The sequence below is a fragment of the Oceanospirillum sediminis genome (assembly GCF_014164585.1).
In the GTDB taxonomy this organism is placed as follows: domain Bacteria; phylum Pseudomonadota; class Gammaproteobacteria; order Pseudomonadales; family Halomonadaceae; genus Oceanospirillum; species Oceanospirillum sediminis.
Map to the genome: position 1 here is coordinate 1 of NZ_JACJFM010000036.1, position 15,237 is coordinate 15,237.

Sequence of the window (15,237 nt, forward strand, 5' to 3'; positions counted from 1 at the left end):
ACAGCTTACCGCTCCTGGTCGAAATGATCCATGCCTGAATAGCTAATTTGTTTTAAAAACAGTCTATTAAGGGCTTTTCAGGGCTGACTACATACAGAAACCCTGGAATAACGATGACCTGTTACTGACACTTGAGCAGTCACTGCAAGGATTACAGCTCAAACGGGAAAATGAGAAACTCAGTCACCAGCTATCTCAGACAAACAAGGAGCTTGAAGCACTTAACGGCAACCTGGAAGAAAAGGTTCAGCTCAGAACACAACAGATAAGACAAACTACCTTTAATCGCTGATAAAATTTCCGGAAACGAACAACTCTCGAATGATGAGCAGAAACTGCGTGTTTCAGAAGTCAAACCAGGCATGAGACTGACCAGAAATTTACTGAATGCAAATGATATCCTGTTACTTGCCGAAGGACATACCCTGACATCGGACAGCCTGGTTCGCTTAAAAACCTTTGATACAGACCGGTCACACCCCCTGGAGCTATTTGTCATTGCCCCGGTGACTCAGGAAGAACAAAAAGAAGCGGAGTAAATCAGAGCAAGCGGTAAAAAGCAGAATCAGATGCAACAGCAGCCACCAGAGTGGCTGCCACATACCTGAACTAAAGGTAGTTTCAGTTATTATTCAGCTAAATATAAAAGACTTATGCCGTAGCAACACCAATGTTATTTTCAGCCATAATCGCTTCAATCTCTGGTAAACTGGCCGGATCATCAATAGTAGATGGCACCTGATACTCTTTACCGTCAGCAATTGAACGCAGAATATTACGCAGAATCTTACCAGAACGCGTTTTAGGTAACCGATCCACCACGATAGTCTGCTTATAACAGGCCACAGCACCAATCTCTGAACGCACCAGAGCCGCTAATTCTGCTTCAAGTGCCTCATCAGTACCCTCGTAACCATCTTTAGTGATAACCAGACCAACAGGCAACTGCCCTTTAAGCTCATCATTGATACCAATCACTGCACACTCAGCAACACCCGAATGAGAGGCTATAATTTCTTCCATCTCACCGGTTGAGAGGCGATGCCCTGCCACATTGATCACATCATCAGTACGCCCCATGATAAAGACATAACCGTCCTTATCAATATAACCACCATCACCTGTCAGATAGTAGCCATCAAAAGTTGACATATAAGAATTTCTGAAACGACCATGATCACCATATACCGTGGTCAGACATCCAGGCGGCATCGGCAATTTAATACAGACACTCCCCTGTTCACCAGCAGGCATTTGGTGACTCTTGCTGTCAAGAATCTGCACATTAAAGCCAGCGGTAGGTACTGTTGCAGAGCCAGCCTTGGCTTCTCTTGGCTCAATACCCATCTGATTAGATGCAATCGCCCAGCCTGTTTCTGTCTGCCACCAATGATCAACAACCGGCACCCCGACCAGCTCTTTCAGCCAGTGGAATGTCGGGGGATCCAGTCTTTCACCGGCCAGGAAAAGATTTTTCAGAGAAGAAATATCATATTTCTTCAGCGCTTCACCTTCCGGATCTTCTTTTTTCACTGCACGGAAAGCAGTAGGTGCAGTGAAGAAGGCTTTAATCTTATATTCTTCAATCAGTCTCCAGAAAGCGCCACAATCCGGCGTCTTAACAGGCTTACCTTCATAAACAATTGTAGAGCAGCCTGCCAGTAAAGGCGCATAAACGATATAAGAGTGGCCAACAACCCAGCCCACATCAGAGGCCGCCATAAAGACTTCGCCCGGATTCATATCGTAAATCGCTTTCATACTGTACTTCAGAGCAACAGCATGGCCACCGTTATCACGCACAACACCTTTAGGTTTACCCGTTGTGCCTGAAGTATACAGAATATATAAAGGATCGGTTGCCAGCACGGGGGTACAAGGTGCAGGACTGGCATCCGCAACCAGCGACTGCCAGTCATAGTCCCGGCCTTCGATCAAAGAAGCGGTTTCCTGCTCACGCTGTAACAGAACGCAAAAGTCAGGCTTATGCCCAGCCAGTTCAATAGCCTTATCCAGCATCTGCTTATATGGAATAACTTTCTGAACCTCAATACCACAGGAAGCTGATACAATAGCTTTTGGCTGAGCATCATCGATTCTTACTGCCAGTTCATGAGGGGCAAAACCACCAAACACAACGGAATGAACAGCACCCAGGCGCGCGCAGGCCAGCATAGCAACAACAGCTTCGCTGACCATCGGCATATAGATAATAACCCGGTCGCCCTTTTCGATGCCTTTAGCAGCCAGGGCTCCAGCAAAAGTGGCAACCTGATCACGCAATTCGGAATAGCTCAGCCGGGCTTTAATCCCGGTAACCGGCGAATCATAATAAATAGCGATCTGATCACCACGCCCATTTTCAACATGATAATCCAGCGCAGCGTAACAAGTATTCAATTCACCATCAACAAACCAACGATCAGTTCCCTGTTCATCCTTACCCAGAATCCGGGTTGGTCTTTTATACCAAGGAATATCTGCAGCTTTTTCAGCCCAGAAAACTTCAGGTTGGTTAATTGATTTTTCGTATTCGGCCTGATAGGTCATAGCAGGAGACCTCTTTTGTAGTTGTTATAGAGTGTTTAACTGTTGAGGCAGTGATTGTCGACACATACCCCTTAAAATCGTCGACAACTTTAATAGATTAATACGCTATTGAAACTAAGACCAAAGGTGAACAATCCCGCAATATAGAGCCTAACGAGATGTCCCTCTTAATAATTCTCTTTTTAAATCCCCTACATAGAATGTCGACAACCCTGTATATTAGACAAACACAGACTAAAGACCAAAGCCAAAAATGTTGACAATATTAATAAAGTGAATACTCGGCTTTCCTAGAAAGCAAACTCCCTTTATAATCAGGCACTTTGCGGGAATAAGATTGATTATCTATTGATTTCCGTAATAACTGTACTAACATTTATAAAAACTAAATTAGTTCTAGCGAGTAAAAAAATGGCAACTTTCGAGGATGCAGCCCAGGAAAAAACGGGTCTGGCTTCAATGCGCGATAATGCTAAGGAGGCAACCGCGTTATTAAAAGCTCTGGCTAATGAAAATCGTCTTATGATCCTATGCTATCTGGATGGAAAAGAGTTATCGGTCAGTGAACTGAATGAATCTCTGGATCTGAGTCAATCCGCATTATCACAGCACCTGGCGGTCTTAAGAAGAGACAACCTGGTAAAAACCAGAAGAGAATCACAGACAATTTATTATTCACTGAATGGTGACAGAGCGGGCACCGTTATCCGAACACTACATCAGATGTATTGTCCCTCCTGACATCCCTGCTTGAGTGTTGACCGCAGGGACGCGGGAAGCATGCTTTAAGTATGCTGCCTGTCAGCAATAGTGTCTTCTGCCTCGATCAATCAGAAAAAACTACATTAAATTATAAACATAACCAGATAACATCCACTGGCGTCAGATTTTATTAGTATTGACTTTCCGGTTGATAGTACTCAAAATTAATGAAACCTTATATATTCAGCTTTGCCACAAAGGACTGGGAATGCGCCCCTCTTGCTTCTTCAATAAGCAGCTTCTGACTTTTTTCCTGATTTCAATTACTTTACTACTCAGCCCATACAGCTCGGCACGGTTTATCGCTCCAGCCAGAACTCCGATGGATAACTATGCACTGGTATCTCTGCTACACAATGATCTGACTCAGCTCTATCAGCTCTATAGCAAAGACGAAAAAGCAGTTACTCAGCCTGTCAGCACTCAGAAGCAGCCTCGCCATGTTTATCAGAAGGCTTTGGAGGTACTGGGAAAAATCAATCGCCTGAGAGTCATTAAAGGCCTTGGCCCTGTTGCCACCCCACACTATCCGGTGCGCTTAATTACCCCGGATGAAGTTTATGGGCTGGTCAAACATGTGCGAAATGAACTTCATCTGCTGATACCTGAGGATCAGCGCAAAAACAGAACTACTCCAGTTATTCATAAAAACATAGTTCCAGGCGATGTTTATTCAAGTCTGCAATGGGCTTCCCTCAGAATCGACCCTCTGTTAGGTGTAAGAGGATACACTCCTAATGAGGTGTACCAACTGGCAGAGTACATTGTTGAGCAGATCCGTTTTCTGCGTTTGAGCCAGAATCTTGCAGAAATACGCAAAAAGCCAGCAAAAACATCTGGCAAACACCCTAACCATGCTCTGAAAGCAGCTATTGATCTACAACAAAAAGTCTTTCAGGCGCAAATCAACCTATGGATGCCTCTTCCGGAAAAACCGCCTGAGATACCCCACAGAGTGATCAGCCCTACGGATGTATACGATGCTTTGCAGGTGATTCTGGCAGAGTTACAGCGCATGAAATATCGATTAGGTGTTAACAGAGAGATACCCTATCCAGCACTAAAAACAAATAAAACACCAGATGATGTTATCCAGTTACTGGTATACGCCAGCAACCTGATACCATCGTTTAATAGCGAAAGAGCCATAAGACAATACGATAATAATCAACTGGACAAGACACCGGATGATAGTTTCCGGGTTGCCAGTGAAGTATTACATATGCTGACTGAACTGAACAAAGCCAGAGGCATCACTGTTCGGGCTGAGCATGAAGAGATATATCAGGACATCACACCCAGACACGCTTATCAGGCAGCCCTGCATAATGTTCGCCGGACAAATGAGCTGAGAGCGATGTCAGGATATATTCCGGGCAACACTCCTTCACTCCCCCTCAGAACCATTACACCGACAGATATTTACGAAATAACCAGCCGATTAAAGCAGGAAATAGAGATTTTCTTTGCCAGCACAGGCTTTAACTACACAACAAAGCATCAGGATACGTTTTTTGGTAAGAAGCCAGAAGATATTTTTATTCTGATGCGCGCTATTCATGAACAACTGAATGCACTATCCGGAGCAGATACAGTCGGAGCCAATCCGATCATTGCTGAAGCCGATGACATCATTGCAACACTGAAAAACATCCATCAGCATCTGAGCTTTGAGTTACCAGAGTTCCCTGAAAAAAAAGAAGAAAATGCGCATCTCATTCTCAGCAAGCCGGGGATACATAAGAAGAGTATTCAGTTATTGAACCTGACAGATCAAGTCAGGGAAAAAGCGGGAAGTTTTGCACAGGTTGCTCCGGGCTATTCTGATCCCGGAAAATCCAGCTATGCAGCTATTTACGCCAATATGTCACAAATTCATGATGAATTGATTGCCATTAAACCTCATATTGGTATTTTTTCCGTCCACAGAAAACCTTCCACCATATCAGCAGAGAAGTCGGATGAAGAGAAAGCCTTACAGAAGTTGAATGACCGGCTACAGCTCATTGAAATCTATCTGAAAAACCTTCTGAATCCAGGGCACTGAAAATGCGCGAATTCCTTTATTCCACTCCAATGCGCTTTGGTATTTATTCCCTGCTGATTAGTCTTATCGGTATGATGGCTATTGCCTTTCTGACCTATGACAGTTCTGCAAAACTACTGGAAACGCAAGCTCTGGCCAGATTAAGTGATGACCTGCAACGTGAAGAGTCTCTGTTTATGGAGCAGGTCAGAACCCTGAAAGACGACATTAGGTTGCTGAGTAACAATGCCTCAGTATCGGGTATAGTCAGGGCTCGCCAGGGTAACGGTTATGATGAACAGGAAAATATGACACTGGCGATGTGGCAACAGCGCCTGTCATCAATGACAGGTACGGTTATGCAACAACGCAGTACCTATCAGATTGTTCAGCTCAGAGCATTATCAGATAATAGCCTGCTATTGAATATGGAGAGACAGGACAACGTTGTATTAACACTTCCAACATCTGCTTCAACCGCTGAATCTCTGAACGAAGCTTATGAACGCGCAAAAATATCCCTGATCAACCAGATCGATATCAGCAACCCTGTACTACTGAAAAAAGATCAACGGGTTGCCTTCCCTCCCCAGTCCGCCATTTTTGCCAGTCGATTAATCAGGGACAATCAAGGGCAGCCTTATGCGATCCTGGTAATCCAGGTCAACTTTGATCTTATGGCCTCGAACCTGAAAGCATCAAAAGATGATATATCCTACTTTGTTGCCAATGAAGCAGGGCAGTATATTGCCCATTCTGACCCTTACCGGAATTGGGGCGCAGAACTGAACCCTCAGTACACGATAGCTAAAGACTTTCCTCTACTGGATGATATCAGCTATCGCCAGAACAGTTATTTCGAAAAGAAATCCATTGAAACCCTGACAGATGATAGCGGACTGGTCATCAGACATATTCCTCTTCGCTCCGAAGGTTTTACTGAAGGGCTTCTTATTGGAGCTAAGGCTAATCTGACTCACATACACCAGCAATCACAGGATCTTTTCCGTAATATAATGCTGCTGATGGCTATTGGAGTACTGATCATAGGACTGGTTACCACTGCAGCAGCCTATCATCTGACCCGCCCCCTGTTGAGATTAAAAAAGGCGGCCGATGAGATCACTGCAGGCAATAACCAGACTACGATTCCTATTGAAGGTAAAGATGAGATCTCATCTTTGGGGCGCTCAATTAAAGCAATGCTTGAGCACCTGGATTTATCCCGACAGGAACTGGCAGAGATTAATGCCTCCCTGGAGCAGAAGGTAACAGATCGGACCATTGAGCTGGAAATTGCTCTGGACCAGGCCAACGCAGCAGCTATAGCCAAAGCACAGTTTCTGGCTACAATGAGTCATGAGATCAGAACCCCGCTGAATGGCGTTCTGGGTATGACAGAGCTTCTGCTTAATACCCCTCTTAACTCCTTGCAACAACGTCATCTGGAAACAGTCAAACGTTCCGGAGAAACATTACTGAATCTCCTTAACGATATTCTGGATCTGTCAAAAATTGAAGCAGGGAAACTGACCATTAATCATAGCGAGTTTAATCCAAACGAGCTCATAGAAAATTGTGTCATGTTATTTGCCGATACAGCAGGTAAGAAAGGGCTGGAAGTGATACCTGCCACTCTTCCAAATATGCAATACATGCTAATTGGAGACCCTGACCGTATCAATCAGGTTCTGATGAATCTGGTTAACAATGCTATTAAGTTCACAGAGCAAGGACAAGTTGTCGTCAGCATTGAAATACTGGATGAAAGAGATAAGCAATTCCTGCTGAGATTTAAAGTTGAAGATACCGGCATAGGCATTTCTGAAGAAGCCCAGCAGAGACTGTTCCAGAAATTTGTACAGCTGGATAATTCATCAACCCGAAAATATGGTGGCACAGGTCTGGGGCTTGCTATATCGCGCCAGCTGACAGAGTTAATGGGCGGACATATTTCTATGCACAGCCAGGAAGGCTACGGTACCAGCATCTGGTTCGACCTCCCCCTTGATAAAGGCCGCAGGAGTATCAGCCTGACAGCAGAGCATCAGACATTACTCAGTCAGACATCAGCCTTGATTATTGATGATAACAGCACAAACCGAGAGCTTCTCCATCACATCATGGAATCCTGGGGTATTCAGAACGATTCATCAGATAATGCTCACTCGGCATTTACGCAACTGACTCAGCAAGCAGAATCAGGGAATACCTATGATCTGATTCTGCTGGATCAGATGATGCCAGACATGACCGGCCTGGAGCTGGCCCGGAAAATCAGGCAGCATCCCTTAATGCAGAACCTGCACATTGTCATGCTCAGCTCAATGGAAATCGGATCGGAACAGGAATGGCAACAAAGTGGTGTTGATTTTTATCTGCGCAAACCGTTCAGACAATCGGAGCTGTACAACGCCCTGATATCAGTATTGTCAGGTCAAAAAAATCAGATATTGCCAGCTCAATCCGGCACAAATGATAACCCTATATTCAACCTCACAGAAAAGCAGGGCTGCAGAATACTACTCGTTGAGGACACACCAGTTAATCAACAAGTGTCACTGGGGATGTTGAGTCAGACCGGTATCACAGCAGATTTAGCCGAAAACGGCAGCGAAGCTTTAACGCTATACCAGAAAAAAGAGTATGACCTGATCCTGATGGATATTCAGATGCCAGTGATGGATGGCTATGAAGCCACTGCACATATTAGAGCATCAGAACAGAACAGCAAACACCACACTCCTATCATAGCGCTGACGGCACACGCTATGAATGGTGATAAAGAGCTATGTATCAGAAGAGGCATGGATGATCACCTCGCCAAGCCCCTGACCCGAAGAGCTTTGCTTGAAATGCTGGCTAAATGGCTACCCAACAGAACTCAGGAAAAATCCGTATACAGATCAGAGAAAAACGGCAGAACCGAACCTGCTGCCTTGCCGCCAGGTGAAGACCGGGAACAGAACGAATCGATTGTTCTTGATAAAAATGTACTGCAAAAACTATCTGAAGATCTTGGTGGTCAGAGCCTGCAGCCCGTATTAAACACTTTTTTATCTGGTTTACCTGAACTGGAAAGCAATATAATAAGTGCATTTAAAATAAAAGATTACGATAAAATGAAAAAATCGGCGCATCGACTGAAAGGCAGCGCCAGAAGTCTCGGAGCCTGCCAGGCTGGCGATCTGGCTGAACAAATAGAACAACACGCCAGATCAGAAGATTATAGCGAGTTAAAAGCTACAACCGAGCAACTGGGTCCTGCGATTAAAGCACTGGAAGAAGCCTTACAGGATTTGAATATTGAGGCATCCTGCAATGAATAATAGAGATACTAACAGAGTTCTGATCGTCGACGATGACCCTCTGTTTCTGATGATGCTTGAACAGTTCCTGGTAAACCAGGGCTATGCGGTTTTCAAGGCGGATTCAGGTGTTCAGGCTGTCAGCATCTTTAAGGAGTATCTGCCGGATGCCGTGCTCCTTGACGGTGATTTACCCGACATATCAGGAGTCGAAGTCTGCCAGCAAATTAAACAATTACCTGAAGGTCACCATATACCCGTCATTATGGTCACAGCCATGAATGATGAGAGTTTTATTGATCAATCATTTCACTCTGGTAGCAGTGACTACATCACGAAACCAATTCATTGGGCTGTACTTAAGAACCGTCTGAGCTATCTGCTACAGGTTAAAGAAACCACATCAGCTCTGCAGATCAGTGAAGCCAGAAAAAGTGCCATTCTGAACTCTACCGCAGACGGTATCATAACCGTTTCCCCACTGGGTAAAGTGATTGATATCAATCCATCGGCCAGACAGATTTTCGATCTGCCTGAAGATGATACCGATTTACTGCTACACCGCTATCTGCCCTCCTTTCAGGAGTTATTGGCAATTCTGCCTGGCAGCAATAATATATCCAGAACAAAAGCGATTCGCTTTAATCGGAAAAACCCTGAGGGAGAGCTCTTCCCAATCGAGGTATCCTGTAGTCGCATCATGCACTCATCTCAGGAACTGTACTCTCTGACGGTCAGGGATATCAGTGATCGAATTGCTCATGAAGAAGCTATGAAGCTGGCCAGTTCAGTGTTTAATAACACTTCTGAAGCCATCGTCATTACGGATGATAAAAATGTTATCCGCTCTGTGAATCCCGCATTCTGCAAAATTACCGGCTTTGCTGAAGAAGAAGTGATAGGTGAATCTCCAGCCCTGTTATCCTCAGGCCGTCATGCAAAAGAGTTTTATGACCAGATGTGGAAGCAGTTGCAAACTGAGGGCTCATGGCAAGGCGAAATATGGAACAGAAGAAAAAGCGGAGAACTCTATCCGGAATGGCTTTCTATCAACACAGTAAGAAACAGTGAAACCAACGATGTACTACGCTATATCGGACTGTTCAGTGATATTACTCAAAGAAAAAAATATGAAGAGGATATCTGGTATCAGGCTAATTACGATGCTCTGACCGATTTACCTAACCGTACTCTGTTTTCAGCCAAGCTAAAAGAAGCCATTGTACGCCAGAAACAGGAAGGCCGTCCTTTTGCCCTTATGTTTATTGACCTTGATCGCTTTAAAGAAGTCAATGACACCCTGGGACATTCCTATGGCGACCTATTATTACTGGAAGCCGCCAGACGACTGCAAAAAATTGCAGGCCCGGAAAACCTGGTTGCACGACTGGGTGGCGATGAATTCACCGCTCTGATTGATCAGAAGTATACAGTACAACAACTGGAAAAAATTGCTGAACGTATCGTCTCTGAGTTGAGAAAGCCCTTTGTCCTTAACGGCCAGGAGCTTAGCTATATCAGCGGCAGTATTGGCATCACCTTCTGTCCAGGCGATGCGACAGATATGGAAACCCTGCTGAAGCACGCTGACATGGCAATGTATCGGGCAAAGGAAGCCGGCAGAAATACGTATCGATTCTACACCGAAGAGATGAACAGCCATGCGCTGCACAGAATTCGTCTCGAAGAAGAACTCAGGTACGCAATAGAACATAAAGAGTTTATCCTTTTTTACCAGCCTAAACTGGATTTGACCAGCAATGATATTCATAGTGTCGAGGCCCTGATTCGCTGGCAGCATCGAACCAAAGGCCTCATTCCCCCCATTGAATTTATACCTTTTGCCGAAGAAACAGGCCTGATCAATGAGATCGGGGAGCAAATACTGGATATTGCCTGTAAACAGCTTCAACAATGGCAGCAGAAGAGTTCTCCTGTTGAAAAAATTGCGCTTAATATCTCCAGCTGTCAGCTAGACAAGCCAGAACAGTTTTTCAGCGGCCTTGAAGACAGACTGAATCGTTACGGGCTGCGACGTGATCAGATAAAACTGGAAATAACCGAACATCTGCTGATGGGCAAAGACGACAATGTGATCGCCCAACTGCATCATCAGAGACAATCAGGCTTGTCTGTTGCTATTGATGACTTCGGTACAGGATATTCATCCCTCAGCTATCTGCAGGTTTTCCCATTAGACGAGCTGAAAATAGATCAGTCATTTATCAGAAACCTGTCTGAAAATTCCAAAAACAAGACCCTGGTTCAAGCGATTATTACCATGGGACATGCTCTGAATATGAGCGTTATTGCGGAAGGGGTTGAAAATCAGGAACAGATGGATTTCCTGATCGATAATGGCTGCGACCAGGCTCAAGGCTACTTACTGAGCAAACCATTACCAGCAGAAGCTCTGGATAACTGGCTAGCAGACAATTTTTGTCGCAACTAATATAATACAAGAAACTTAACATTTTAAACCGGGCTGACAATGGAAAAAATCAGAATTCTTGCCGTAGACGACACAGAGGCAAACCTTAAGCTTCTTAAAATGTCGTTAAGTCGCCAGGGACATGACGTTATTACAGCTGTAAATGGAGAAGAAGCCGTCAAACTATTCAAACAGGAGAAACCTGACCTCATCCTGATGGATGTAATGATGCCTGTTATGAATGGTTTCGAAGCGACTAAAGCGATCCTGCAACAGGAAACTGACAAATGGCTTCCTATTATCTTTTTGTCGGCGGCAGCAACAGAGGATCATTTTTTTCAGGGCTTTGAAGCAGGTGGTTTTGATTATCTGTTTAAACCTATCAATCAGAAGATTCTGAAATCCAAAATTGATAATGCCATAAAAATTATCTCTATTCAGAACAAGCTGATACAAGAAAACAATGAATTAAAACAGCAAATTGCTGAATATCAGCAAGCGGACTGAGGGGCAAGAGCTTTACAGCAGAAACACTCCTGTAAAGCTCTTCTCAGACAGGCAAACAGGCTATTGTGCTTTATCAGACAGAGCATGGACATCCGTCACTGCGGTTGATTCCTTACTTTTACGTCGTTCAACTGCAACACGGAAGTGATCTCCCATAAAAAAGAGCATACTGAGCAAAATAACTGCAGCGCCTGACAGCATTTTTATTGTTACCGGCTCATTATTCAGCTGATTTCCCAGCATAAGTGCAAGAACCGGGGTAATCAGTGTGATTAACGAAACATATGCCGGAGGCAGATGACTGATAAGATAGAAATAAGCCACAAACCCGACTAAAGATCCAAAAACAGCCAGATAAGTCACACCAGCCACACTGGTCAACGTGATCTCGCTGATAACCAGCCCGGTACCAGTAACAAGACAGGCCAGCACATAAAAAGGTAAAGAAACCCATAAGGCTCCGACAGTCTGCTGCAACGGGTGCAGGTGTCCGCCATATATTTTCATCAGCACATTACTAATACTGAACAGAAAGACAGCCAGCAAAGAAAAAAGAATCCCTTTAATACCAAATCCGGATACCAGGATCTGATCAGTAAAGACAATAGCTAGTCCGGCTACCCCCATAAAAACAGCCCCCCACTGCTTCAGAGTAAGTCGGCTATTCTCCAGCAAGAAATGCCCAAGCAACCCTGTAACAATAGTCGTCAGGCCAAAGAGAACAGAAATAAGACCAGAAGGGATCCATTGCGCGGCCTGATAGGTTGCAGCCATTGCGCCAAAAATCCCGACCACCGATGCCAGATACGCTTTTAATGCACGCCAGTGCCAGCGTAGCTCCAGCGCTAAAAGTCTGAGCAGAACAGAACCCAGCATTGCAGCCAGTGTCATGCGTAGAAAAGCAGACATCAAAGGAGAAATTGAATCATTACTGAAAACAATGGCCAGAGGAGTCGTGGACCAGATAGCAATAGCTAATCCGTAGGCCAGAGAAACTGACATAGCGCTTTCCTTTTTAATATTCCAGAAATGCAGCGACCAGCTCTTAATAAAAAAGGCCGCTGTTACGAGCGACCTTTTGAGAGAGAATAAATCAATAAAGTCGCAGACGGACAAAAGCATTCCAGCATGCCAGTGCATACCAGTGCATTTTTGCCATCACTCTAGCAACTTTTATTGAAAACATAATATTCTCCGAAAAAATCAGACTTTCAACCCTATTGTAATCAGTCTGATTTGTACAACTATTTTTTTACAGCAAATAGTTCAAACGATTGTTTAATACGCTAAATACAGCTGACCTATAGAGCAAATACAGTCTGTATCACACCTCTGATACACTATCACCAGGACATAAACCTGATTTCAGACATGTCATAAACATAACTACAATAGCCACATAACCTTTACGTAAACGTAAACATAAAGTACATTAAGTAAACATAAAAAATACCCTCTCAGGAAAGGCAAAATAAGCGACAGAACGCCTTCCGGGATACGTTGAAAAATACTCAGAACCCGCCAGAATATCAGAGGAAATAATAATGAATAGCGCATTATGGCAGCCTGATAATACCCGCATTGACAACGCAAATCTGACTAAATTCACCCGGTTAATCAACCAGAAATACAGGCTTGATCTGACGGATTACACCTCACTTTATCAATGGAGCATTGATAACCCGGAAACTTTCTGGTCTGAAATGTGGGATTTTGGTGATATTCGCTCTGAAAAGAAAGGCACAGAAGTACTTCAGGATGCTGATAAAATGCCAGGTGCACGCTGGTTTCCTGACAGCAAGCTGAACTATGCAGAAAACTTGCTCAAATTCCGGGATGACAGAACCGCTCTTGTTTTTCGCGGAGAAAAAGATCAAAGAGAAGCCATCAGCTACAAAGAACTGTATAACCGGGTTGCGCAACTGGCATCTGCATTGAAAAAGACGGGCGTGCAAAAGGGTGATCGTGTTGCAGGCTTTGTCCCCAACTGCAATGAAACAGTGATTGCGATGCTGGCTACAGCCAGTCTGGGTGCAGTCTGGTCATCCTGCTCTCCTGACTTTGGCATTAACGGCGTGCTGGATCGTTTTGGACAGATTAAACCCAAAGTACTCTTCACTACAGACGGCTACTACTACAGCAAAAAAACACTGAACAACCTGGAACGTGTGGAAGGCATCCTTGAACAACTTCCAGAGATTGAGACCGTCGTTGTCATTCCGTTTACAGCCCCCCAGCCAGACATCAGTGCTATCAGAGGTGGGATACTACTCCAGGACTTTACCGACACCAGTGCTACAGAAATTACTTTTGAGCAGGTAAACTTCGACCACCCTCTCTATATCATGTACTCTTCCGGTACAACAGGGGTCCCGAAGTGCATTGTCCATTCCGTGGGCGGTACCCTGATTCAGCATCTGAAAGAACATATCCTGCAAACAGATGTTAACCGGGACGATGTACTTTTCTACTACACCACTTGCGGCTGGATGATGTGGAACTGGCTGATAAGTGGTCTGGCAACGGGCTGCACTATCGTGCTATACGATGGTTCCCCTTTCCATCCTCGCCCGGCTATTTTATGGAATATCGCTGAAGAAGAAAAAATCAGCATCTTTGGTACGTCAGCCAAATATATTGCAGCTCTTGAAAAAGTGGGTGTAAAGCCCCGTGAGACCCATAACCTTGAAAACCTGAAAGCAGTGTTATCTACAGGCTCACCGCTTTCCCACGAAAGCTTTGAATATGTTTACCGGGATATCAAGCAGGACCTGTGCCTGTCTTCAATCTCTGGTGGTACAGACATTATTTCGTGCTTTGCCCTGGGGTGTCCTACTCGCCCGGTATATGCCGGTGAGCTTCAGTGTCGGGGACTGGGCATGGCTGTCGATATCTTTGATGATGATGGCAAGCCCGTTCGTGGTGATAAAGGTGAGCTGGTCTGCACCCATCCATTCCCTTCAATGCCGATTGGCTTCTGGAATGATGATGGCGCAAAATATCACAACGCCTACTTTGATTCTTTTGATAATATCTGGGCTCATGGTGATTATGCTGAAATTACTGAACATGATGGTCTGATCATTCATGGCCGCTCAGATGCGGTTCTTAATCCGGGCGGAGTACGTATCGGAACAGCTGAAATCTATCGTCAGGTTGAAAAGGTGGATCAGGTGATGGAAAGCCTGTGTATTGGCCAGCAATGGAAAGATGATGTGCGGGTTATTCTGTTTATCAGAATGAAGGAAGGCTTTGAACTGACTCCGGAAGTCGAAAAAGAGATCAGAGATACTATACGAGCTAACACGACTCCCCGTCACGTACCGGCAAAAGTGATTTCTGTTACTGATATCCCAAGAACCATCAGCGGAAAAATCGTTGAACTGGCGGTAAGGAACGTAATTCATAACCGTCCGGTTAAAAATACAGATGCTCTGGCTAACCCGGAAGCACTGGAGCTATATAAAGACCTGCCTCAGCTACAGGAAGACTGATATAGCAAACCTGTCCAGTTCTGCTCTGACAGTTCAGAGCAGAACAGATAAGGCTGAGGCTGTAATCCCCGTATCAACAACGACGACTACAGCAGATTTATTGTTAGTCTCTTTTACCGGGACTAACAATAAACCATAACTTATCCTGTGCTTTTATTA

9 protein-coding genes are annotated in these 15,237 nt (G+C 44.6%); 7 read left to right on the plus strand and 2 right to left on the minus strand.

Annotated elements, in window-relative coordinates; all coding sequences use genetic code 11:
• The first annotated feature begins 362 nt into the window (after positions 1-362).
• Positions 363-539, plus strand: a complete 177-nt coding sequence (locus H4O21_RS19555) for a hypothetical protein (protein WP_182810582.1) — start codon at positions 363-365, stop codon at positions 537-539.
• Positions 540-651: 112 nt separating this feature from the next.
• Here H4O21_RS19555 and H4O21_RS19560 read toward each other — a convergent pair whose 3' ends face one another.
• Positions 652-2,550 carry a propionyl-CoA synthetase gene (locus H4O21_RS19560; RefSeq protein ID WP_182810583.1) on the minus strand — a complete coding sequence of 633 codons (1,899 nt, stop codon included), beginning with the start codon at positions 2,548-2,550 and terminating at the stop codon, positions 652-654.
• Between the two features lie 411 nt (positions 2,551-2,961).
• On the opposite strand from H4O21_RS19560, the gene H4O21_RS19565 reads away from it, so the two are divergent.
• The 5 genes from H4O21_RS19565 (at position 2,962) to H4O21_RS19585 (ending at position 11,584) form a co-directional block, all read left to right on the plus strand.
• Positions 2,962-3,291 carry an ArsR/SmtB family transcription factor gene (locus H4O21_RS19565; protein WP_370463940.1) on the plus strand — a complete coding sequence of 110 codons (330 nt, stop codon included), beginning with the start codon at positions 2,962-2,964 and terminating at the stop codon, positions 3,289-3,291.
• A 343-nt stretch (positions 3,292-3,634) separates the two neighbouring features.
• Positions 3,635-5,359 carry a hypothetical protein gene (locus tag H4O21_RS19570; RefSeq protein WP_220495756.1) on the plus strand — a complete coding sequence of 575 codons (1,725 nt, stop codon included), beginning with the start codon at positions 3,635-3,637 and terminating at the stop codon, positions 5,357-5,359.
• Between the two features lie 2 nt (positions 5,360-5,361).
• A complete protein-coding gene (locus H4O21_RS19575; protein WP_182810585.1) occupies positions 5,362-8,667 on the plus strand; it encodes a response regulator in 3,306 nt (1,101 codons plus the stop codon).
• Positions 8,660-11,098 carry an EAL domain-containing protein gene (locus H4O21_RS19580; RefSeq protein ID WP_182810586.1) on the plus strand — a complete coding sequence of 813 codons (2,439 nt, stop codon included), beginning with the start codon at positions 8,660-8,662 and terminating at the stop codon, positions 11,096-11,098. Before H4O21_RS19575 ends, H4O21_RS19580 begins: the two co-directional genes overlap by 8 nt.
• Positions 11,099-11,137: 39 nt before the next feature.
• Positions 11,138-11,584, plus strand: a complete 447-nt coding sequence (locus tag H4O21_RS19585) for a response regulator (RefSeq protein ID WP_182810587.1) — start codon at positions 11,138-11,140, stop codon at positions 11,582-11,584.
• A 60-nt stretch (positions 11,585-11,644) separates the two neighbouring features.
• On the opposite strand, the gene H4O21_RS19590 is transcribed toward H4O21_RS19585, so the two are convergent.
• A complete protein-coding gene (locus tag H4O21_RS19590; protein ID WP_182810588.1) occupies positions 11,645-12,586 on the minus strand; it encodes a DMT family transporter in 942 nt (313 codons plus the stop codon).
• 542 nt (positions 12,587-13,128) lie between these two features.
• Between H4O21_RS19590 and H4O21_RS19595 the strand changes: the two genes are divergently transcribed.
• A complete protein-coding gene (locus H4O21_RS19595; RefSeq protein ID WP_182810589.1) occupies positions 13,129-15,078 on the plus strand; it encodes an acetoacetate--CoA ligase in 1,950 nt (649 codons plus the stop codon).
• Positions 15,079-15,237: the final 159 nt, after the last annotated feature.

What these genes read in the sequence shown, in the direction of transcription:
- H4O21_RS19555 (WP_182810582.1), top strand. Translation starts at nt 363, where the DNA reads ATGAGACTGACCAGAAATTTACTGAATGCAAATGATATCCTGTTACTT.
- H4O21_RS19560 (WP_182810583.1), bottom strand. Translation starts at nt 2,550, where the DNA reads ATGACCTATCAGGCCGAATACGAAAAATCAATTAACCAACCTGAAGTT.
- H4O21_RS19565 (WP_370463940.1), top strand. Translation starts at nt 2,962, where the DNA reads ATGGCAACTTTCGAGGATGCAGCCCAGGAAAAAACGGGTCTGGCTTCA.
- H4O21_RS19570 (WP_220495756.1), top strand. Translation starts at nt 3,635, where the DNA reads ATGGATAACTATGCACTGGTATCTCTGCTACACAATGATCTGACTCAG.
- H4O21_RS19575 (WP_182810585.1), top strand. Translation starts at nt 5,362, where the DNA reads ATGCGCGAATTCCTTTATTCCACTCCAATGCGCTTTGGTATTTATTCC.
- H4O21_RS19580 (WP_182810586.1), top strand. Translation starts at nt 8,660, where the DNA reads ATGAATAATAGAGATACTAACAGAGTTCTGATCGTCGACGATGACCCT.
- H4O21_RS19585 (WP_182810587.1), top strand. Translation starts at nt 11,138, where the DNA reads ATGGAAAAAATCAGAATTCTTGCCGTAGACGACACAGAGGCAAACCTT.
- H4O21_RS19590 (WP_182810588.1), bottom strand. Translation starts at nt 12,586, where the DNA reads ATGTCAGTTTCTCTGGCCTACGGATTAGCTATTGCTATCTGGTCCACG.
- H4O21_RS19595 (WP_182810589.1), top strand. Translation starts at nt 13,129, where the DNA reads ATGAATAGCGCATTATGGCAGCCTGATAATACCCGCATTGACAACGCA.